Raw genomic sequence first — 21765 nt, forward strand, 5'->3', positions numbered from 1 at the left:
CTTTGAATCGTCGCCGGATCTGTATTTTAAGCCTGCCTCAATTCCAGCAGCGCGACGTCCTCGACATGCACCGTCTGCGGGAACATGTCCACCGGCTGCACCTCCGCGGTGCGGTACCCGAGCCCGGAGAGGATGTCGAGGTCACGCGCCAGCGTTTCCGGCGAACAGGAAACGTAGATGATGCGGGGGGGCTTGATGGCGGCCACGCTTTTCAGCACCTTCTCGTCGCACCCTTTCCTGGGCGGGTTGAGTACGATCAGGTCGGCGCCTCCTTCCTCGCCGATCTCGTCTATCAGGTGTGCGGCGTCGCCCGCCTCGAAGTGGCAGTTCTCCACGTGGTTCAACGCCGCGTTGATGGTAGCGTCGGCGACGGCTGCCTCGACGAACTCGATGCCGACCACTTCGCGCGCCCGGTCGGCCAGAAACAGCGAGATGCCGCCGATGCCGCAGTAGACGTCGATGACCCGCTCGGTCCCCCTGAGGTTCGCCAACTCCCGCACCTTCTCGTAGATGATGCGCGCTGCGCCGCTGTTGACCTGGAAGAAGGAATGGGGCGAGAGGTTGAAGATCTTGTCTCCCACGAACGCCTTCAGCGTCTGCGCCTTGGTTATGGAGCGGTCCTTGGTGCCGAAGATCACGTTGCCGGTCGAGGTGTTGATGTTCTGTGCCACCACCGCGACCTCGGGGACCGCCTGCTGGATGAACTTCGCCAGGTGGTGCATCTCGTTGTACCCCTGGTCCGTCGTCACCAGCACCACCATGGCCTGGTTGCTCTTCTCGGCCACGCGAACCACAAGGTAGCGCAAAAGCCCCATCTCGCTCTTGGGGTTGTAGATCTGCACCTTTCCCTTCTTGATCCCGGCCTTGGCAGCCTTCACCACCTTGTTGATGAGCGGGTGGTGCAGCGCGCAATCCTCGATCTCCAGCACGTCATGTGTGTTACGACGGTAGATGCCGATCACCGGATCGTTGTTCTTCCCGGCGATGACCAGCTTGGCGGTGTTGCGATAGCCAAGTTCCCTGGGGGAGCCGATGGTTTCCCTGACGGGTACCTCGTAAAGAGAGGAGTATTTCCTGAAGTGGCGCGCGACCAGCGCCTTTTTCCACGCCAGCTGGGCCGGGTAGCGCATCTGCATCAATCCGCAACCGTCGCATACACGTCCCAGCGTGCAGGCGGGGGAGGGGTTGCGGTCCGGGGAACGCTTCAGGCACTTGATGGTGTTGGCGAAGGCTTCCCTGCGCCCGACGTAGGTGATTTTCGCCACCAGCACCTCGCCCGGAAGCCCCCCTGCCACCAGCACGCGGGTTCCTTCGTGGTTCGCCACTCCGAAACCCTCGTCGTTAGTGGTGAGGATGTTAAGCTCCAGTACCTGCCCGCTGCGCAGCGCGGGTTGACGCTCTTCTTTACGCGCTGCAGCTCCCTTTGCTGCAGGGGCCCGGTCCGGTCTGTTGCCGGCGCTCTTTCCGGACGGTTTCCAGTCACCGGTTTTGCCCGCTGCGGGATGCGCAGAACGGTCACCCTTTGGCTGGGCGGGTCGTGAGCCATAGGCGGCAGCAGAGGCCTCGCCCCTGGGGCTGCGCGGAGCTTCGGCTCGCTCAGTTGGGGCTGCCTTGGTTTTGCGCGCTGTAGTTGACGAGGTCTTGGAGTGGCTGGATGTAGCGCGTGGCGCGGCGCCTTCGGTTTTGGCCGGGTCGGCTTTCCTGTATGACTTCTGAGGCTGGGGACGCGAGTTGTCTAACTGTTTCGACCTGCCGTCCTGTGCAACCTGTTTCACTCTATCTCTTTTTGGGGCTTGGCTTTTATTTTTCATCTCTCTTACATAAGGGTAAAACAGGTTCCTGTCAACCGCCGAATTCACCCGGGTTACACGGTGTAGCTCAATATCGGATAGTACTGTAAGATCCAGACTATGTGGCTTAAGTCTCCTCCCATCATCGCACAACCCGCCGCCCCTTCATCCTTGCATTTCCTACTACTTTTAGCTACTATGGCCCGCTATGAGAAAATCGACCCGGCAGATCATGATAGGGAATATCCCGGTCGGCGGAGGCGCTCCCTGCTCTGTCCAATCCATGTGCTCGACCGACACACGTGACGTCGCCGCGACCCTTGGACAGATCGGCCGGCTTGCAGCCGCCGGATGCGAGATCGTACGTTGTGCGGTACCCGATATGGACGCCGCCGTAGCCCTCGCGGCCGTCAAGGCCGGCTCCCCCATGCCGCTCATAGCCGACATACATTTTGACTACAAGCTCGCCCTGAAGGCGCTGGAATCCGGAGTGGACGGGCTGCGTCTAAACCCCGGCAACATAGGCGAGAAGTGGAAGGTCGCCGAGGTGGTGAAGGCCGCGGCCGAGCGCAACGTCCCCATACGCATCGGCGTCAACGGCGGTTCGCTGGAAAAGGAACTGCTTGTTAAATACGGGCACCCGACTCCCGAGGCCATGGTCGAGTCGGCATTGGGGCACGTGCGCATCCTCGAGGATCTGGGGTACCAGCAGATAAAGATATCGATCAAGGTCTCCGACGTGCTCCGGACCCTGGAGGCGTACCGGCTTCTTTCGGATGCCGTGGAGTATCCGCTGCACATAGGTGTCACCGAGGCAGGGACCATCTTCGCCGGAACTGTCAAGTCCTCAGTGGGTCTGGGTATCCTTTTGCACCAGGGGATCGGCGACACCATGCGTGTTTCGCTTACCGGCGACCCGGTAGACGAGGTGCGGGTGGCGTATGACATCCTCAAGTCTCTCGGCCTGAGGACGCGCGGCATCAATTTCGTCTCCTGCCCCACCTGCGGGCGCTGCCAGGTGAACCTGATACCGGTAGCTGAGGAAGTAGAGCGGCGCCTGGCGCACCTGGACAAGAAACTCACCGTCGCCGTCATGGGGTGCTCCGTCAACGGTCCCGGCGAGGCCCGCGAAGCAGACTTCGGCATAGCCGGGGGTAGGGGAGAGGGGCTTCTTTTCAGGCACGGCGAGATCCTGCGCAAGGTCCCCGAAGCAGAGCTGGCCGATGCCCTGGTGGAAGAAGTGTTGAAGAACACCTAGAGCTGAAAAAGGAAAGGCCAGGGTTTGTTTTCAGGTTTTGGTTTTACCTCAGTGTTCCTCTGTGTCCTCTGTGGTTAAAGCTTTTTTTTAGTTTTTTCAATTTCATAGTGAGGTCGATTCATGCGTTATTCCCAGTACTTTATTCCGACGGTCAAGGAGACTCCCTCTGACGCCGAGGTCATCTCCCACAAGTTGATGCTGCGCGCCGGCATGATCAGGAAGCTTGCCGCCGGCATCTACAACTACCTCCCGTTCGGCCTTCGTTCCATCCGCAAGGTCGAGGCCATCGTCCGCGAGGAGATGAACCGCGCCGGCGCCATCGAGCTCCTGATGCCTGCCGTCCAGCCCGCCGAACTCTGGAAGGAGTCGGGGCGCTGGGAATTCTACGGCAAGGAGCTCCTCCGCTTCAACGACAGGAAAGACGCCGAGTTCTGCATGGGCCCCACCCACGAGGAGGTCATCACCGACCTCATCCGCAAGGAAGTCCGCAGCTATCGCCAGCTGCCGATCAACCTCTACCAGATCCAGGGGAAGTTCCGCGACGAGATCCGCCCCCGCTTCGGCCTGATGCGCGGCCGCGAGTTCATCATGAAGGACGCCTACTCCTTTGACGTGAACGAGGCGGGCGCCGATGTCTCCTACGAGAAGATGTACAAGGCCTACCGCCGCATCTTCGAGCGCTGCGGGCTGAAGTTCCGCGCCGTTGAAGCCGACACCGGCACCATCGGGGGCAACTACTCGCATGAGTTCATGGTGCTGGCCGACTCCGGCGAGGACGCCATCGTCTCCTGCTCTGCCTGCGAGTACGCCGCCAACATGGAAAAGGCGGAGACCCGCAAGGGCGAGGGTATCGAGCATGCCGACCCGCGTCCGATGGAGCACGTGAGCACCCCGGGGCAGAAGAGCATCGAGGACGTCGCCGCTTTCCTTGGTGTTCAGAACACCCAGGTCGTGAAGACACTGGTATTGGTCGCCGACGGCGAGCCCGTCGTGGCCCTTATCCGCGGCGACTACGACCTGAACGAGATCAAGCTGAAAAACCACCTGGGATGCGCCGAGCTGGAAATGGCCGAGGACGACGTGGTCGTCAAGGTTACCGGTGCTCCCACCGGCTACGCCGGCCCCGTGGGGCTCGCCGGCAAGGTGAAGGTCGTAGCCGACCTCTCGCTGGAGGGTATGCACAACTTCGTCACAGGCGCCAACGCAGCAGACACCCACCTGAAAAACGTGAACCTCGGGCGCGACTTCAGCGTCAGCGGCTTCGTCGACATCAGGAACGTTGTGATCGGCGACGCCTGCCCCCGCTGTGACAGCGGGAAACTGGAGATCTGGCGCGGCATCGAAGTCGGTCACGTCTTCAAGCTCGGAACCAAGTATTCCAAGGCGCTCAAGGCCACCTTCCTCGATGCTGACGGCAAAGAGCAGATCATCTTCATGGGTTGCTACGGCATCGGCGTCGGGCGCACCGTCGCCGCCTGCATAGAGCAGAACCACGACGAGAACGGCATCATCTTCCCGATTCCCATCGCGCCCTTCCAATGCATCATCTCCTCCTTGAGTGCGAAAGAGGACGAGGTCAAGGCAGCCTCCGAGTCGATCTACCAGGAGCTTCTCGATGCGGGGATAGAAGTGCTTCTCGACGACCGCGACGAGCGCCCCGGCTTCAAGTTCAAGGACGCCGACCTGATCGGGATTCCGTTGCGCATAGTTGTAGGCGCAAAGGCCCTGGCAGAAGGCAAAGTCGAGCTGAAGGAGAGGAGAAGCGGTGAAGTAGAGGTGCTCCCCATAGCCGAAGCCATAGCCAAGGTAAAAGCCGCCGTCAAAGAGGCGCTGCAGGTTTAACAACAAAAGATCAAACCAAAAAGCATTTAACCACAGAGGACACAGAGGCACGCTTGGGTCGTAGCGGCCAAACAGTTGGTTTAACCCTGTCTTACTCCGGGACCTATGTGACCCACTGTGACCTCTTTGGTGAGCTTTCAGGTTTTAAGGATTGGGAAATATGACCAGAGAAGAAGCGATCAAGAAGATTATTTTCGCCATGGATGTGAAGGAGTTCAGCGACGTGCAGTACTGGGCCGAGCTCCTCTCCCAGCACGTCGGCATGTTCAAGGTCGGCAAGCAGCTCTACACCGCCTGCGGCCCCGCCGCGGTCCGGATGATCCAGAAGTGCGGCGGCGAGGTGTTCCTCGACCTCAAGTACCACGACATTCCGAACACCGTGGCCATGGCTACCCTTGAGGCCGCGAACCTGGGCGTGCAGCTCTGCGACCTGCATGCGATGGGCGGCTACGAGATGATGAACAAGACCATGGAGACCCTGGACAAGAACTTCAGCGGTTGCACTCCGCGTCCCAAGGTTCTCGCCATCACCGTACTCACCTCCTCCAACGAAGAGACCCTGCGCGGGATCGGGATCGAGCTCCCGGTGCCGGAGATGGTAGTGAAGCTCGCCAAGCTGGCAAAGAGCGCAGGCGTAGACGGTGTGGTAGCTTCCCCGCAGGAAGTTGATCTGATCAGGGAAGCCTGCGGCAAAGACTTCCTCGTCGTGACCCCCGGCGTCCGTCCGAGCTTCGCCTCCGCAGACGACCAAAAGCGCATCATGACCCCTGCCGAAGCAGTCAAAGCCGGAGCCGACTACCTCGTCATCGGTCGCCCCATAGCCGCCGCCCAGAGTCCGGTAGACGCCGCGCAAAAGATAGTAGACGAGATCGTAGCCGGCTAGTCCCACTTAGTCGGATGCCGTCCACCCCACTTCCACCATTGCCGGTCAGGTTCCCGCCCCCGGAGGGGGAGGGACAGGGAGGGGGGCGGTCTTTCTCCGAAGTTCTCCGTGGCCAATGGTTAAAAAAGTTGTTGAGAGGAATATGTCAAAAGAAGAAATCATCTACGGTCTGAACCCGGTAATGGAAGCCCTGCGCGGCTCGCGCGAGATCTACGAGCTTTTCGTAGCCGGCACCAGTGCCGATAAACGCCTGGAGAAGCTGCTTAAGCTGGCGGCTGAGAAAAAGATCCCGGTCCGCCAGCGCGAGAAGGGCGATCTCAACCGTCTTTGCGGCACCGATCATCACCAGGGCGTAGCCGTCAAGGCAGAGCCGTTCCCCTATGCCGATCTGGACGACGTACTGGCAGAACTGAAAGGAAACCAGGAGGGGCTTATCCTGGTGCTCGACAGCGTGCAGGACCCGCACAACCTGGGAGCCCTGATTCGGAGCGCCGCCTGTGCCGGAGCAGACGCCGTCGTCATACCCAAGGACCGCGCAGCGGGAGTCACGGCAGTGGCAGAGAAGTCTTCAGCCGGCGCCACGGAGACCATTCCCGTCGCACAGGTGACCAACATCTCCCAGGCGCTGGAGAGTCTGAAGAAGGCCGGTTTCTGGATCTACGGAGCCGACGGCTCCGCAAAGCACACCCTCTACCAGCAGAATTTCACCGGTCCGGTCGCTCTCGTAATAGGTGGGGAAGGGGAGGGCATCCGCCCGTTGGTCAGAAAAGGGTGCGATGAGATCGTCAGCATCCCGCTGCAGGGAGGCGTGAATTCGTTAAATGCCTCCGTAGCAGGAGGAATCTTCCTGTTCGAGGTTGTGCGACAGAGGCTGACCCGGAAAAAAGCGTAAGGCGGGAATGTTTACATTGACTGGCGAGGACGCCTGTAGTATAAGAGTTGAGTTGACCATGACGCGGGGTGGAGCAGTCTGGTAGCTCGTCGGGCTCATAACCCGAAGGTCACAGGTTCAAATCCTGTCCCCGCAACCAAAAGAAAATCAGGGACTTGCACAGCGTTGCAAGTCCCTTTTTTCGTGCCTGTACCCTTTTTTGTACCCCAATCTCGGGGAAAGGGGTTTCTGGCCTGCACAATAGGACTTGCGGAGGATTTTTTATGGCAAGTCTGAAGAAGCGGGGCAGGGCCTTTTACGCCCAGTACTATGAGAACGGCAAACAGAAGAGGGTGAACCTGCATACGGAGTCCCTTCAAGTCGCGAAGGAGAAGCTGCGCCAGATCGAGTCGGCTCAGTTCCGCGAGGAGGAGATTCCCCTCACCACCAAAACCCCCATCGGCGAAATTCTCGAAAAGTACATCAAGTACAGGAGTGGTCACAGCAGGGACAAGAACATCCCCAAGGTGAACACCTACCTGCGCGGGGCCTTCGGTCCGATATGCGAAGCACTGCAGGTTCGCAACCAGGCCGTTGCGCAAAAGGCAGTGAAGCGTCCCAGTGTGGACGTTGCTCCCATCATCTCGATCTCCAACGTAGAACAACTCAGTGCGGAGGTTCTGTCCACTTTTCTTTCCGACCTGATAACCAAGAAGGCCGTCTCTCCGAAAACAGTCAACCACTATCGTCAAACCATAATCACCTTGGCTAACTGGGCTCAGCGCGAGGGTGGCGTACGATTTCCGGGCGGGAAAAACCCGGTAGCCGACGTCAGGTGCTACAAGGTACCAAAACGCGGAATTACCTTCATGAAACTGAAGGAGATACGCGCTCAGCTTCATGTGCTCGCCAATGATATCCAGCTTCAGACGATGGTGGCGGTATACATTTACGCGGGCCTTCGTCGGGAAGAGGCCCTCTGGTTGACTCCTGATGACTTTGAGTGGGACATGGGCAACCACGGGGTCATCATGGTGCGAGGGAAGTCGATCGAAGGGAAAGAGTGGATGCCCAAAACGGGCGCGGACCGCGTGGTGCCCATAAGTAAAACTCTCAGAGAGTACCTGGACTCCTTCCTTAAGATACGGAAACCGGGGGTCTGGTTCTTTTCTGCTCCCAAGGGGGGGCAGTGGGATCCGGACAATTTTTCTGAACTCCTTCGCAAAAATAATTCCCAGCATGATCTGTCCTGGTCCTGCCTCGATTTCCGCCACACTTTCGGCAGTCAGTTGGCGATGAAGGGTGAAAGCTTGTTTAAGATATCTACAATAATGGGGAACTCCCCCGACATATGCCGGAAGCATTACGCTGCCATTATGCCTGAGTCCCTGCTGGAAACCGTCGAGTTCCCGGTGGATCGGGATTCAGTTGCGCCTGTATCTGCGAAGAGCGATGAAAGCGCTGAGGCTCCATTGCGAAGAGGTCCTTTGAAGCTGGTGGTCAATAACAGGTAGTGTGCAACAGACAGATAGGCGTCGTGACAGGCGAGACGAGTCGGTCTCGTCTGCCACTTGCTCCATGGTGATGCATATGCCATTGATTCAGGCTTGAACCGTTCTCGACGCCTCGTAATCCAGGATCTCCTTGAGAAGGAAACGTACCATGCCATTTTTCCCGGTTCCGAGGCAGACGCGTGACAGATTTTCACGTCTTACGATCCTGTCGACGCTGGTTCGGGCACAGTGCCAGCGCAATGCCAGTTGCTCGGGAGTGATAAATACTGATTCCTTTGCCTGGGTTTCTTTGGTTGCGGTGTTGTTTTTCATAACAGTCTCCGTTTGATGTGCCACTTGCAATGTTGACATAGCAAGTACACTGTGAGTTGTTTACTGTTATTGTGCAGGCCAGCAACCAGTTAAAAATTTTGATATTGAAAAAAACCCAAAAATGGTATCAAAAAATTGCTAATAAAATTGTTTGATCTGTGTCTAATCCATTTACACATTTGACCGAAAGATACCAAATTTGGTATCTGTAATGCAAAAAATATTTTAGTAGTAAAAATGTCTTGCAAAATCCGAAATAGTTGGGCTATTGTCTTTGTAAGAGGAAACGCCTCAGCTTTTTGCGGTGGATTGCAGCGTGGCTCGAGATAGTTCAAGCCTGTCCCTCTTGAGTCACTCACCCTATAGAAATTGCTGAAGAGCAATGCTTGGGTGGGCTTACTGACGTCGATGTTTCGAGAGGTTTAAACTCTCTTCAGTTTTTTATTTCCGTTACGGATTTACAGCTCCCGGTATCAACTCCCAAACCGGGGCCAGGTGAAAGATGCACTCCGCCAAGCATCTTTTGGGGAACACGTGGCGATGATTTAGTTTCTTTGTGTTGCGGTTAACGCTACTGCTGTTATGTGACGTAACCCCGCACCTTCCTTAAATGAAGGGACGACCATGATCTATGTTACCGGCGACTTGCACGGCGGCGAAACCTCTTGGCATGTGTCGTCTGCGAATTTCAAACCTGCGAAAAAAGGCGATATTGTGCTGTGCTGTGGCGATTTGGGTGGGGTCTGGTACCACGACTACCACCTGAATCAGGACCATAGGCGCCAGGAGGATTACTTTCTTGAATCACGACTTCGGCAGCGGGTGACTTGGTTGGCCGTGGACGGGAATCATGAAAACTTCGCGCGGCTGTTCGGCGGAGAGTTTCCCCTGGTGGATCTGTACGGTGGCCACGCCTACCAAGTCCGTAAGAATGTTTTCTATCTCAAACGCGGTGAGGTCTTCACAATCGAAGGTGAGACATTTCTCGCTTTTGGTGGAGCAACCAGCAATGACCGGTTCGGCGCCAAGATACCCTCGCTTGGTTGGGAAGGTGGCTATGACTACCTACCACCCCGAAAGGAGGGGATAAATTGGTGGCCGGAAGAACTGCCAACACAAGAAGATTATGACAACGCCTGCCGCAACTTGGACAGGGTAGGTTGGGTTGTCGATCACATCGTAACCCACACATGTCCGGCCAGTCTGCGCCCGCAATTTAAATCGGGACATGGTTCTGACCCGACCGAGGACATATTGCAAAAGTTGTACGAGCGACTGACCTTTGGAAGTTGGCATTTCGGCCACCTGCATATCGACAAGCAGGTGGGCAAACTCACGTGCCACTATAATACGGTAAAGCGGCTGGCGAAAAACACAGCCCCTGAAATACAGTCATCCTCCTGAAGGGATGGAGCTACTGGGATTGCAGTGGCTCTCGTACAAGAATGCCCTCAGGTAGAAAGTGAGCCTGAGGGCTCCCTCCTTCAAGAATCTGCTTTGGTGTGCATTGAGAAGGTGCTGTCAGGCCGGATTCAATTGCCACCTTCATGTCTCCACTGTGACATCAAAATGCATTTTTGATGCTCTCCCCTAATGCAAGCGACAGCTTGCCGGACCGCAGTTTTTCGCGGGCCGTCTATCCTGCCCCCCCCAACCAGTGTTGCTGCTGCATAAGGAGGCGGCCGTCTCTTTCATCAAGCGTAGCGTGAGAAAGAGACGGCCGGCAATTCCACAATGCTGCCAACATGTTAGCGCCGAATCTCTGAGAGATTCGGCGCACTTCGAAATTCTCAATTTCGATCTTCCCGTCACCCTGCACTAGTACAATTCCGCGCGTTGCGCGTTTCCATATGACTCATCCCCAGCCTGTCCCGATTGCGATCGGGGCGGCAAATGTCACGCAGGAATGCCCCTGATGGGGATCCTCGCCTTACGAGACGAGGCTAAAACTTGCGGCGGCGCGGACCAGTATGGCCCGCGTTCGGTGGTTTTCAAACTGAAGACCATAGACACCTACACTCAACAGCATCTGCTGGGGCTAGGCGGTGTGCTGCTGCATGCGCCCCTGATTGCTAAATCAGGGGCGCATGCAGCAGCACATCACTTACGGGAGGTCGATTATGGGAACGCACATTGAGAAACTGCAGCAGGAAGCGCGGAACGTGGTAGGGAAGAATTGGTCGGGGGCGTCGCTGACGCGGGAAAAACTCCTGGGGAACCTGAATCGCATTGCTGAGTTCGCTGCCCAAAGGGGCTACCAGCATATGAATCAGATCGGCAGCAAGCTCGTGAATGACTTTTTTGAAAAGCTCAATTCCGAAGGGCTGTCTCCATCAACTATCAGCGGGTATGCTACGGCAATGAGGACGCTCGCCGGTGCTATCGGGAAGGCCAATATCGTGGCTCGAGACAACGCACCATTGGGAGGTTCCAGAGCCGGCACTCGCCTCCAGCCGAAAGTGCCGAACGTGGAAAAGATGTTGGAGGTACGCCAAGCCCTCTACGAAAAGGCGGAGTGGTTGGGAGTCGCGCATGACCTTCGTGTTTCCTTTGGCACCCGGGTGAAAGAAAGTCTTCTCACCAAAACCACCTTTACTGATACCCTTGGCCGGACTTTACTCAAGATCGAAGGTACAAAAGGCGGTCGGCCTCGAAGCCTTACAGTTGATACACCTGAAAAAGTTGCAGCTGTGGCTGCTTTGAAAGAATATTTGACCGCGACGGGCGCAAAATCCTTGATCCCCGCCGGCATGACCCTTAAAGAGGCATATGACTTCCAGCGTAATGCTCTTCATCGCGCGGGTGCCACGAAAGAGAATGGTGCGAATGCGCACCTTGCCAGGCATGGGTACGCGCAGGCTTTGAAAGAGGCTGGCGTCGAACGCGAGGCCATTGCAATGGATCTCGGGCATGGCAGAACCGATGTCATCTCGCACTATTGCCGGTAGGCAATCAAACAAGTATTGGAGCCATCACAACGTGAACGGGGCTCGTCTGTCACTGCAAAGCAGTGGCGGGCGAGCCCCGTTTTTTTGTGGATGAAGGGCGGTGGGGGCTATTCAGATGTGGAACCGGCACGCAGCAGGCGGATCATATCCATGATGCGGTTTTGGTCATGGGCGGAAAGTGCGCTGAACTCCGCGATAAGTTCCTGAATCTTTTCATGTTGAACCAAGTCTTCGATTTCGGACCTCGATTTGCGCCCCACGAGGTAGTCAACTGAGCAATCGAGCGCATTGGCAAGGCGCATGAGCGCCTCCCTATTTGGGGTTCGGGTGCCGGAAAAGTACATGCTGAGGACAGCCGGGGAGAGTTCCGCGGCTCTGGCAAGGGCAGCTTGGCTAAATCCTTTGGACACCATGTTGTCGCGCAAGCGGTCGATGAACATCTGCTGGTCGGTGATCTTTTCCATGCACCATTTTTAGCATAGCGCCAGATGGGTATCAAGAAGATGTTCACATACGCGAACTTTTGTTATTGTGTTAACGTACGCGAAGTGATATAATAGCATTTGTGAACAATTGAGGAGGGCGAAACAAACGCTTTCAGAACCTCGATGAATGGGAGAGAACCATGAACATGACTAGGAAAAAGGATGTGCGGCAATGGATAGGGCAGAACATGGAGATGACCTTGGACCAGCTTGATCCGGAGGTGGCCGATGTCCTGCACAATCTGGCAACTAACCAGACACGTGATTTTCTCGAAGTCGCGGAGCAGGGTTTGCGGCTGAGCAGGAAAAAGGCAAATCTTCCCCCGCCGAGTTCCCGGCGGGAGGTGGTCGCGTTCCTTATGGAATTCCGGATCAAAATCCAGATGGTACACGATCGCGTCAAAGGGGTGCCTGAGGTGCCGCTGTTCGACTTTGGCGGGTATCAGTTCTTGAACAGCAGGGCATTTGCAGAAGCAAAGATGCTTTACGGAGCAATGGGGGGGCTGGCATGACGGTTCTGGCTGTTGCTCGCAACAAGCATCGCTCTGAAAAAAACGGTGTCGACGGTAAAGGCAGGCAGGTTGTCGCGCCCGCATATGCTGCCGAACTCTCTATCGACAGCGGTGACCCTGCTTGGTTCGAGAAAGCACGCACGATTGTAACTTCGAGTGGTTACATAGAGCGGCTTCTTCGCGTTGGGAAAACGGTAGTCCGGCGAATGGAGCACATCATCGTGTGGGAAATGGTAAACGGGAAAAAGGTTCCGAAGGGATGGGTTGTCCACCATGTAAACGAGCGGAAGGACGACAACGATCCTTTGAACCTTGTAGCACTGCCACCAAGACTGCACAGGGAACTCCACGTGAGGCTTCGCGAGCTGTCAAACGAGTGTAATGGGCTTCTTCACGCAGTGCGCAGGCTGGAACTGACTCAGGAACATGTGGTGCGCGCAACACGCCTGGATGAGCTTAGAAAATACTGGTTCGGAGAATGAAACAAGGAGGATGACTATGAAAATGCAGCAAAAGCAGATTGTCCCGGTCGATATCAGGAAGATCAGGCAGACCTTGGACCTTACCATGAAGCAAATGGGCCAACAGATTGCCATTTACTCCCAGGGAATCCCATATTCCCCTGTCCCCGAGACGCGGGTCAGCGAGTGGGAGTTCCGGCACCGTCACATCCCCAGCTATGTCTTCACAGCAACTGCGAAGCTGTTGTTGGATCATTGGTCGGAGGATCGGCATATGGCGTTGCCCGCAAGGCAGCTGGATGTGGACGTTTTCTACGGCACCGCTTTGAACCAGGCCTTCGGCCATATGTTCAAGCTGGAAAAGGAATTGTCAAAAGGACGTAGAACTGATCACAAACTGCTCAACTCCCTTCGGGATGCGCGTCTCATGCAGCAGCGCTATCTGGAGCGGCTGTTGGGCGTCCGGATGTTTTATGTTTTTGCACACGATATTGGAGTGGAAGCATAACTACGCGGGAAAGGAGAAAGGTATATGACCGAAAAGAAGGAAAGCGAAATGCTCATCATTGGTGGGTTCTGGAAAACCCCTTCAGTGCCAGAGCAGCCTGAGGTCGTCATAGAGCGTTGGCGGGTTATCGAGGTGCTTGAAGGACCATGTGCAGGTGAGCGGCACATTGTCGGTTATAACCGGTATGACTATGAGGGCCGGGTGAGCACCGCCATTGCCTCCTATGATCCGGAGACAAGGAAATGTGTAACGAGATCTGGACGCGTGTACGTGCTCACGGGCAGGTCGGGCTATGATCCGGATGGTGACTATGTGTGGGGAGCTTGGTGCAGGGTAAATGGTGTTGATGCGCAAGTAGAGGTCTCGGAAATGTACGAGGAGTCGGCACCTGATGATAGGCAGGTATGAAAGATACACTGGATTAGCACGCCTGCATCGGTGAGCAGGGGGCGGATGTTCTACTCCAGTATTCCGGTCAATGAATCAAGGGCTTACAGCGCCAGCCGCAAGCCCTTGATTTGTTCACGACGCAAATGTCACCCCTCGATGTCACCTCTACTGCTCTTTTCCCTTTAATGAGCCGGAAACATAGCCTGCTAGTATGCATCCAGAATTGCAAGAGCAGCTTCGGATACACTGTATGGTTCACCAAAACCGGCAACGATTGCAACTGTGGTGGTGGACACCTGCCGCAGAAGCCAGATAACGAAAATTTACCCTTCCCGATTTTTGTTTGCGAGAAACCGATATAACGGAACTGGCATAAAAATCTTTCCGATTCTTCTGGCTAGATATGCTGCTAGGAGGAAAGGAATGATAAGGATATGTTCGTCTGTCATCTCCATGATGATGATAACGCCGGTAAGCGGAGCTTGGATTGCTCCCGAGAAAAACGCCACCATCCCTAACAGCGCGCAAACCTTGAAGTTGGAAAAATGAAAGAGTTTGGCGACGGTGAAGCCTAGGCCTGCGCCAATTGATAAAGACGGCGAGAAAATCCCCCCTGCCATGCCAGAAAGGTAGGAGAGCACGGTGGTAAAAAACTTCTCTATTCCGAAAAAAACCGGCCATTGATCGATGGATGGACTTTCAAGAAATTTTCTTGTGATCTCGTATCCTGAACCAGCTGTCGAGCCATCGCTTAAAAGCCCGATAGCTGCACAAAGAATCCCGCAGTACAGTGCCTTTTTCCATGCTTGATCGGGCAGATTCACCATGGACGGAAATGCAAGAACACGTGCGAATGCCCCCCCTGCTACCCCTCCAACAACTCCTAATAATAGTGTTTCTGGAAACAAAGCCAGGCTTGGACTGGAAACAGCAGGATGTCCGAAATAAAGATAGTTCCCAGAGATGGCAAGTGCCGCGATACCAGAAAGTATAACCGCCAGCATGATCATCTCGCGAAACCTGCCGAGAATACCTTCAGTCACTTCCTCTATGGCGAACGCGATACCTGCAAGAGGAGCATTGAAGGCAGCCGCGACTCCCGCAGCGGCACCGGCTGTAAGGAACGTCTGGAAATCAACTTCTGGCACAATCCGTCGGGTGATACGCCCTATCCACGCAAAAATGGATGCGGCTATCTGCACCGTTGGCCCCTCACGACCGATCGAGGCGCCAGAAAGAGTCCCGATCAAACTTGAGACCACTTTGACGCCAGCAGTCTTCAGGGAGACAAGTGAACTTACCCAGGGGGGATCGCTAACTTTTTTGTCGTGGACCTGGTCGATTGCCTCCAATACCTGCGGAATCCCACTCCCCTTTGCATCCGGGCCAAAAAACTGGACAACTAATGTGGCGCCGACAAAGAGAAGGGGGGTCGCCACTGTGACCATATAAGGGTGACCGGCGAAGATATGGAAATACCATCCCTGCACATAGGAAATAACGTGCGCAAAAAGAGCAGCAGCACCACCAACGAGAGCTGCCGCAGTCCACACTGCTAACTGAAGATATGTTTTACGTTTCAAACTCATTTTGAAGGGATTCCGCCTGCCACCATTCTTGTTACTTTTCTGACACAACGAACTCATCGTGACGGTTCGCGGCCCATGCTGTCGTGTTGTGACCCGGATCAACTGGCCTCTCTTCGCCGTAGCTGATCACAGAAAGACGATCGGTAGGAATCCCCAGTTCAGTTAGGTAGTTTCTGGCGGCCTTGGCACGTTTTTCTCCTAATGCAAGGTTATATTCATCTGAGCCACGCTCGTCACAGTGGCCTGCTATCTGGATCTTGATGTCAGGGGCCTTTTTCAAAATGTCTGCATTTTTTACTAGGGTTTCTCGAGCGTCCTTGGACAACGAGGAGGAGTCAAAGTCAAAGTATATTTCCTGGAGGGACACCTTCAATTCACCAGCCTGTGAAATTGGTTCTAGTTGAGCAGGTAGAGGGGTGGGCAAGGATTCATCATTTATCTGGGTCGGCTGAATTTTTAGCGGTGCGGCGACCTGCGTCAGCGTCGCCTCAGCTTTTACAGGCGGCTTTGCTACTGCTTCTAACGGCACTATAGGGGGCTCGGCTTTTACCATTTCGTGTTTGGCGCAGCCGCTGACCCCGATGGCGACGAAACCCAAGACTACCAATGCCAGAACTTTTCTTTTCATTACCGCCTCATGTGAATTACCGCATTGATAATGCGACAAAGTGTTTTGACGCTAAGCTAAAATTACAACATGATTTGCAAAACGAATTATTTGCTATGCAAATCTTTTTGTCAAGCATTCCTGGTGCCGCGATGCCTCCAAGGAGCAAGGTTGATGAGGTTATCATCAATCTTCGCGGAACGTTCCACGCAGGAATGCAGCCGATTTGGCGTATTGTGATTGGGTAGCCTGTAGAGTGCCTTTTGCGATGGTGTTGTTGCTGCATGTGATCAGGCGAGAAACGGCATGGCTCACAGGATGTGTGACCACTGCCTGCAAACAAAAAGAGGCTGGAGAGGTTACCCTCTCCAGCCTGCCTTGCCAGTTGTCGACGCCCCCTAGTGGTCGATGGCTTTGGCCATGCCGAGACCAGTGTTCTGGCGAACGTACACTTCATCAAACATTTCCTCAGAGCGCCTACTTGGGAAGGCAAGGCAGCCGATAATTGCAGCCATGAAGCCAAGAGGGATCGAGATGATCCCAGGGTTTTTAAGACTAAACAGTGGCCTCTCAAGGCCCACCATTGAGGTACCATCCTGTTTGGCATCTTCCATTGCCTTGGCAAGTGCCTTGGCATCGTTTTCGGAGAGCGTGGCACCTGGAGGCAGCGCCGCCTGCTTCTGCTGTATTGCCGCGACAACCTTTTTTGCGCCAGCAGCGACTACCTTCGGATAGGTCATGTTGGGGGACACCATTACCAACGCGATGGAAGCTACCGTACCAACAATTAGGCCTGAAATGACACCGGCAGTATTAAACTTGCGCCAGAACAGCGAGAGGACGACGACAGGCAAGTTGCCGGAAGCCGCCACGGCAAAGGCAAGCGCCACCAAGTGAGCGACATTCTGCTTTTCAGCGGCGATGCCGATCAGTATGCCACAGGCCCCGACTACGAAGGAGGTGACACGGGCCGCAAATACCTGCTCATGCTGATCCGCATGACCATCCTTGATCACGTTGACGTATATATCGTGGGCGATTGCCGCAGAAGCGGCAAGTACCAAACCGGAGACAACAGCGAGGATGGTCGCGAAGGCGACGGCGCAGAGGAAAGCAAGGAAAAGGTCACCGATAATAGGGGAGATATCCGCCCCCATCTGCTGGGCCAGCATCAGTGTCGCCATGTTGCCGCCCTTGTCGACGGCAGTTATCCCTTGCGGAGTGAGATGGATGGCTGAGCCGAAACCGAGAAGAGTGGTAAGGATGTAAAAGCCGCCGATGATGAACATGGCTATGATTACGGATTTTCTAGCCGCTTGGGCGGTCGGTACGGTGAAGAAGCGCATCAGGATGTGCGGCATTCCGGCGGTGCCGAGTACGAGTGCCATGCCCAGCGAGATCTGATCAAGTGGGTTCTTGAGATAGAGGCCCGGCTCGAGAAAGCGCTGACCTGCATCCATGCCGTTCATGATAATCCCATCCTTTAGAACCATCTTCGAGACATGGTCCTGGATATTCGGATTGCTGACGATGGTGTCGAAGAAGCCAATCGGATTAAAGCCAGCCTTAGCCATGACAAGCACGGAGAGGAGGAAGGCGCCGGTCATCAGAAGCCCGGCCTTGATGATCTGTACCCAGGTGGTGGCGGTCATACCGCCGAAGACGACGTAGCCGACCATAAGAATGCCGACGCCTATGATGGAGATTTTGTAGGGTATGCCCACCAGGAGGGCCATTAATTTGCCTGCACCGACCATCTGGGCAGTCAAATAGAAGGTTGAAACAGAAACGGTTGAGATGGCCGCAAATGCCCGCACTGGCTTGGGTGAAGTTCTGAAGGAAAGAATGTCACCGAGTGTGTATTTCCCCGCATTGCGACATGGCTCTGCGACTATCAAAAGGACTGTGATATAGGCGACTAGCCAGCCTACCGAATACATAAAACCATCATAGCCGTACAGCGATATGAGGCCGGAGATACCGAGGAACGAGGCCGCTGACATGTAGTCGCCGGCGATGGCCCAGCCATTTTGGGTGCCTGTGATTCCCCCGCCGGCAGCGTAGAAGTCTGCCGCGCTCTTTGTCTTGCTGGCGGCCTTGACCACGACGGCCATGGTGATGGCGATTATTACTGCAAACATGGATATGGTGATGGCCTTGTTCGCCTTAAGCTCCTTGTGCTTGACCGGAGCCACAGCCGCGGCAGCGGGCGTTTGGGTGGTGGTTGCCGCAGTTGCGGTAGCGCCGGAGCCAGCGGGTGCAGTTAAGGCGGAGTTCGAACCCGATGCTGCAGTTACCTTGGACGGTTCCTCCGCAAACGCAACGGCAGCGAGGGAGAGGGCCAGAGATGCTGCGATAATGATCTTCTTCAAAGTCATGGCAAGCCTCCTGTGGTTATTTGTGTAACTCGTCAATGAGTTCCCGCGTGAGCCGGTCGAAATCCTTGTTCGCAACGTGCGAGTAGTACAGGGCGATCCCCCAGGAGACGAAGAACTGGGAGAGTGCAAAGACATACCCTACGTTCACGGGGCCGAGTACTTTTACCCTGAATATTCCCGGGGTGTAAGCTGCGCCGATAGGCAGCATGAAATAGTAGGCGCAGGAAAAAATCCACCATCCGAAAAGGAAGGCCGATTTTTTGTGGTGTAACTCCACGAACTTCGGGTTCCTGGCGATTGCCGACCAGTCATACTTTTTTTCTGCCATGGTGGTTCCTCCTTTTGAAAAGGTTGCGCAGCTTGGGTGGATAAAGATTCTGCTTCCAGGAGTGTGATATCGATGCTTTTATTTCATGCGGGAAGATACCCGAACCTGGCGGAAAGGAGGCTTGCTCCCTCCTGAAGGGATGGGATTATCTCGTGCTCGACCCGTTCCGCCAGCATTCTGAAGGAGGGGGCAAGCAAGGTGATGGCGCCAATCACCTTCCCTGCGTAGTCACGGACAGCTACCGCAACACTGATAACGCCATCCCCCAATCCGCCGTCGTCGACGGCGACTCCAGTGACTCTGATTTCTTGCAGTTCGCTCGCCAGTTTTTCCAGGTCAGGCTGACTTCCCCGTCCATCGTCCCGTCTGCAGATCCGCTCCAGTAAATCCCATGATTCAACCGCCTTCATGACCTTTCCCGCGGCGTTGGTGAAAAACGGGAATTTCCTTCCGATAAATGGTTGCGCCTTGATCAGCCTGTCGCAGTCGACCATGTTGAGGAACAGCACCTCGTTGTCCTTAATGACAGTCATATAGACCGCTTCATCATGTTTTCGGGCGAGGTTCTCCATGATCGGATGGGCATAGGTTACAAGGTTCGAGCCGTCGGTAGGCTCTCGAAGGATCTCTCTAGTATGCCTGGCGAGGTTCGAGCTATCGGCAAGTTTGCGACCGAGGGCGATGGTCCTTGCGCCAAGCTGGTACTCTCCGGTTATCGAGTCGCGTTCTACCAAGCCCTTTTCGATCAGGGTGGCCAACAGGCGGAAGGTCTTGTTTCTGCTGAATCCAATGCCATCGGCCAGCGATTGAAGCGGAATTTTTTCGGAACTTTCTGCCAGTTTCTCCAGCAATTCCAAAGCCTTTTTGACGTTACGGATAGTGTAATTTGTATCGGTTTCTCGCATGGCGACCTCTTATTAGAGACACCGCCCAATCGGGACGTCGAATGGCGGGTCCTAATCGTAAGTTGGACATCGGAGGCAGGTCCTGCCCCACCACCGCATAAGCGCGCAACTGTCCGTATTGGGTCACGGAGACAGCCGACGAGCGAAGTCGCAGCCCCAGTTCATCGCCTTTGACCAAAGGGAGGATGAAGTGAGGGGCCCTTCAGGAAGCTTAATGGGCTGTGGCTGTGGCACCTATTCTGTAATTGGCATCAAAGCGGTGCTAAGACAATGCGGAGGCGAGTGACGGAGGAGCTCTTGAGTGGAGTGAAACGGGGAAAGCGGCAAGGGCGCCGATAGGCTGAAGCGTGACGAGGTCTTTGATTTCGACTAGGGACGCAACAACGACGACTGGTGGAGAGAGTTCCAATTCCCACTGCTGGTTGCACGATTTTACAGCGGGTGCTTTCGAAATTTTTTCAACGACCGCGCGTGGCCGTTGCTTGGGACCATGGTTATGCTCCAACGCAGGATTCCTCATCCCCAAAATGACGAGGAAGAACACTGGTGCAACAATTGATAATGTCAAAAGGAGTCTTCTTTGCATAACCAGATCGTTTGTGCTCAAATTTTTGGTATAGCAACTTATGTAAAATATAACGTGATTTTATATTTTTGCAACAAAAAAGTTGCACCACAATCTAGCAGACAGCAAAATGTTGTTTTTATGTGACATTTTAACCAAACATTCTGACATTCGTGCAACGGCATGGCAGCGTCAGGACAAGGTGTTTGGGCGTTTCGAACGTGAATCAACTCATTATTGGAAATCACTTTCTACGTGCAACCAGCTGTGATATACCACGAGAAACTTCCAGACCAGAGGGGCTTATGAAAGAGCGCGAAAAGGCCATCGTCGTAGGCGAAATCATCGATAACATCCGTCGCGTGTTTCAGGCAGTCAACGAATACTCAAAGAAGGCGGAACGGGAGACGGGACTGACCGGACCACAACTATGGGCTATAAAGGTGATAGCGGAGAGAGGCCCCTTGAAGGTCTCGGAACTGGCGCGACGGATGTACCTTCATCCTGCCACTGTTGTGGGGGTCGTAGACCGGCTAGAAGGACGGGGGCTGGTATCGCGCATGCGCTCACGGGAGGACAGGCGTGTTGTGAAGATAGAGTTGACTGAGCATGGAAAAAATCTCATCGTCAATGCCCCGGAAGTGGCTCAGGGGCTGCTCGTCAGGGGACTTGAGACTCTTGAGCACGAGCAACTACTGCGCATGTCGGTAGATCTCGAACGGCTTGTCGAAATCCTGGGCGCTCAAGAGGTCCCTCCCAAACTCCTACTTTCATCGGAAATCAACCTACCAGGTCGTTCCGTTCCGAAATGACCCTAGAAACTATTGATTACAACTACCGGTGCGGTATTGTGGGGAGTGATTTCCTTTCCAAGTCTGCAACCCAACAAAAAATCCGCGCCAGCGGCAATACGCAAAATGCCGGACGCGACATTCCGACAGCTAAACTGGTGGCGATTTTGGGAGCGAATGAGGAGCTGGTTGGGCGGTGGTCTGCTATTGGTGCGCGCAAAGGTCGGCCGGCCGTAGGCTGAGCTGCATTCCTGCAGTTCGCACATCAGCATATACGCCTCCGCCATACTCCCCGTGCCTTCACTGGCTAGCTATGGCTCACATCCTGTAACAACGAATAGCGCGATGCTCTCTCGGCAATTGTGGGCCATTACGCTTTGCCTGACCTGTAGAGTTTTGACCTTCTCCATCAGCCACCAGAGTGCCGCCAGCCGCCAGACTTCATACATAACTTCCCGCGTGAAAACAAAGAATATTACCCGTCGTTGCAAGGTAGGAGTCATAAGCGTTGACACGAAGCGGCTTGAGCGAACTCAAACGCCATTTTTCAACCCTTCAGTTTGTTACAGCTGACTCAACCTTTGGCATCCTGGCATCTAATCGTGGATCACGTACTGAATGAGTAGACTCGCCAGCACATGACCAATGCTTTGCAGGTTATACATCGCTATGAGGCTATGGGAGTTGTCCGATCAACTTGACTCTTCTTAGAAACCCCAGTATAATTTGTAAAGCTAATTATTCGTTTCACTAACATTATAACCAAATCTTTGGAGTACAGCATGGGACGCAGTGAGCAGATTTCGCAAGTTATTGACAACTTAAGGA

21 protein-coding genes and 1 tRNA gene are annotated in these 21765 nt (G+C 54.8%); 14 read left to right on the forward strand and 8 right to left on the reverse strand.

Annotated features, from left to right (window positions below; translation table 11 throughout):
* Positions 1-26: 26 nt before the first annotated feature.
* A complete protein-coding gene (rlmD, locus tag GEOBRER4_RS06615; RefSeq protein WP_226377908.1) occupies positions 27-1775 on the reverse strand; it encodes a 23S rRNA (uracil(1939)-C(5))-methyltransferase RlmD in 1749 nt (582 codons plus the stop codon).
* 223 nt (positions 1776-1998) lie between these two features.
* On the opposite strand from rlmD, the gene ispG reads away from it, so the two are divergent.
* The 6 genes from ispG (at position 1999) to GEOBRER4_RS06645 (ending at position 8158) form a co-directional block, all read left to right on the forward strand.
* On the forward strand, positions 1999-3048 hold the full coding sequence (gene ispG, locus GEOBRER4_RS06620) for a flavodoxin-dependent (E)-4-hydroxy-3-methylbut-2-enyl-diphosphate synthase (protein ID WP_085813276.1): 1050 nt from the start codon (positions 1999-2001) through the stop codon (positions 3046-3048).
* 120 nt (positions 3049-3168) lie between these two features.
* On the forward strand, positions 3169-4890 hold the full coding sequence (locus tag GEOBRER4_RS06625; RefSeq protein WP_185244735.1) for a proline--tRNA ligase: 1722 nt from the start codon (positions 3169-3171) through the stop codon (positions 4888-4890).
* A 160-nt stretch (positions 4891-5050) separates the two neighbouring features.
* Positions 5051-5773, forward strand: a complete 723-nt coding sequence (gene pyrF, locus GEOBRER4_RS06630; RefSeq protein ID WP_185244736.1) for an orotidine-5'-phosphate decarboxylase — start codon at positions 5051-5053, stop codon at positions 5771-5773.
* A gap of 142 nt (positions 5774-5915) precedes the next feature.
* On the forward strand, positions 5916-6665 hold the full coding sequence (gene rlmB, locus GEOBRER4_RS06635; RefSeq protein ID WP_185244737.1) for a 23S rRNA (guanosine(2251)-2'-O)-methyltransferase RlmB: 750 nt from the start codon (positions 5916-5918) through the stop codon (positions 6663-6665).
* A gap of 62 nt (positions 6666-6727) precedes the next feature.
* Positions 6728-6804, forward strand: a tRNA-Met gene (locus GEOBRER4_RS06640).
* 124 nt (positions 6805-6928) lie between these two features.
* A complete protein-coding gene (locus tag GEOBRER4_RS06645; RefSeq protein ID WP_185244738.1) occupies positions 6929-8158 on the forward strand; it encodes a tyrosine-type recombinase/integrase in 1230 nt (409 codons plus the stop codon).
* 87 nt (positions 8159-8245) lie between these two features.
* Here GEOBRER4_RS06645 and GEOBRER4_RS06650 read toward each other — a convergent pair whose 3' ends face one another.
* Positions 8246-8470: a hypothetical protein gene (locus tag GEOBRER4_RS06650; protein WP_185244739.1), complete on the reverse strand. Its 225-nt coding sequence runs from the start codon at positions 8468-8470 to the stop codon at positions 8246-8248.
* A gap of 624 nt (positions 8471-9094) precedes the next feature.
* On the opposite strand from GEOBRER4_RS06650, the gene GEOBRER4_RS06655 reads away from it, so the two are divergent.
* Positions 9095-9874: a metallophosphoesterase gene (locus GEOBRER4_RS06655; RefSeq protein ID WP_185244740.1), complete on the forward strand. Its 780-nt coding sequence runs from the start codon at positions 9095-9097 to the stop codon at positions 9872-9874.
* A gap of 716 nt (positions 9875-10590) precedes the next feature.
* A complete protein-coding gene (locus tag GEOBRER4_RS06660; RefSeq protein WP_185244741.1) occupies positions 10591-11418 on the forward strand; it encodes an integrase domain-containing protein in 828 nt (275 codons plus the stop codon).
* 107 nt (positions 11419-11525) lie between these two features.
* Here GEOBRER4_RS06660 and GEOBRER4_RS06665 read toward each other — a convergent pair whose 3' ends face one another.
* Complete coding sequence (locus tag GEOBRER4_RS06665; protein WP_185244742.1) at positions 11526-11882, reverse strand: helix-turn-helix domain-containing protein; 357 nt, start codon at positions 11880-11882, stop codon at positions 11526-11528.
* Between the two features lie 161 nt (positions 11883-12043).
* Between GEOBRER4_RS06665 and GEOBRER4_RS06670 the strand changes: the two genes are divergently transcribed.
* From GEOBRER4_RS06670 to GEOBRER4_RS06685, 4 genes are read left to right on the forward strand one after another with little or no spacing between them, the layout of a single operon-like run.
* Positions 12044-12415: a hypothetical protein gene (locus tag GEOBRER4_RS06670; protein ID WP_185244743.1), complete on the forward strand. Its 372-nt coding sequence runs from the start codon at positions 12044-12046 to the stop codon at positions 12413-12415.
* On the forward strand, positions 12412-12897 hold the full coding sequence (locus tag GEOBRER4_RS06675) for an HNH endonuclease signature motif containing protein (RefSeq protein ID WP_185244744.1): 486 nt from the start codon (positions 12412-12414) through the stop codon (positions 12895-12897). Before GEOBRER4_RS06670 ends, GEOBRER4_RS06675 begins: the two co-directional genes overlap by 4 nt.
* Before the next feature lie 16 nt (positions 12898-12913).
* Entirely contained in the window at positions 12914-13384 is a 471-nt protein-coding gene (locus GEOBRER4_RS06680; RefSeq protein ID WP_185244745.1) for a helix-turn-helix domain-containing protein, read from the forward strand.
* 24 nt (positions 13385-13408) lie between these two features.
* Entirely contained in the window at positions 13409-13792 is a 384-nt protein-coding gene (locus GEOBRER4_RS06685) for a hypothetical protein (RefSeq protein ID WP_185244746.1), read from the forward strand.
* Between the two features lie 305 nt (positions 13793-14097).
* On the opposite strand, the gene GEOBRER4_RS06690 is transcribed toward GEOBRER4_RS06685, so the two are convergent.
* Positions 14098-15363 (reverse strand): chloride channel protein, encoded by a 1266-nt coding sequence (locus GEOBRER4_RS06690; protein ID WP_185244747.1) that lies wholly within the window; start codon positions 15361-15363, stop codon positions 14098-14100.
* 31 nt (positions 15364-15394) lie between these two features.
* On the reverse strand, positions 15395-15991 hold the full coding sequence (pal, locus tag GEOBRER4_RS06695; protein WP_185244748.1) for a peptidoglycan-associated lipoprotein Pal: 597 nt from the start codon (positions 15989-15991) through the stop codon (positions 15395-15397).
* Here pal and GEOBRER4_RS06700 point away from each other — a divergent pair.
* Positions 15970-16218: a hypothetical protein gene (locus GEOBRER4_RS06700; protein WP_185244749.1), complete on the forward strand. Its 249-nt coding sequence runs from the start codon at positions 15970-15972 to the stop codon at positions 16216-16218. The two genes, pal and GEOBRER4_RS06700, sit on opposite strands and share 22 nt — an antisense overlap.
* A 150-nt stretch (positions 16219-16368) precedes the next feature.
* Here the strand turns inward: GEOBRER4_RS06700 and GEOBRER4_RS06705 are convergent, their stop codons facing one another.
* From GEOBRER4_RS06705 to GEOBRER4_RS06715, 3 genes are all read right to left on the reverse strand, one after another.
* Complete coding sequence (locus tag GEOBRER4_RS06705; protein ID WP_404813879.1) at positions 16369-18348, reverse strand: solute symporter family protein; 1980 nt, start codon at positions 18346-18348, stop codon at positions 16369-16371.
* 16 nt (positions 18349-18364) lie between these two features.
* Entirely contained in the window at positions 18365-18676 is a 312-nt protein-coding gene (locus GEOBRER4_RS06710) for a DUF485 domain-containing protein (RefSeq protein ID WP_185244750.1), read from the reverse strand.
* An 83-nt stretch (positions 18677-18759) separates the two neighbouring features.
* Positions 18760-19581 (reverse strand): IclR family transcriptional regulator, encoded by an 822-nt coding sequence (locus GEOBRER4_RS06715; RefSeq protein WP_185244751.1) that lies wholly within the window; start codon positions 19579-19581, stop codon positions 18760-18762.
* A gap of 870 nt (positions 19582-20451) precedes the next feature.
* Here GEOBRER4_RS06715 and GEOBRER4_RS06720 point away from each other — a divergent pair.
* Complete coding sequence (locus GEOBRER4_RS06720) at positions 20452-20958, forward strand: MarR family winged helix-turn-helix transcriptional regulator (RefSeq protein WP_185244752.1); 507 nt, start codon at positions 20452-20454, stop codon at positions 20956-20958.
* The last annotated feature ends 807 nt before the right edge of the window (positions 20959-21765 follow it).

Origin of the sequence: Citrifermentans bremense (genome assembly GCF_014218275.1) — a bacterium.
Taxonomy (GTDB): Bacteria; Desulfobacterota; Desulfuromonadia; order Geobacterales; family Geobacteraceae; genus Geomonas; species Geomonas pelophila.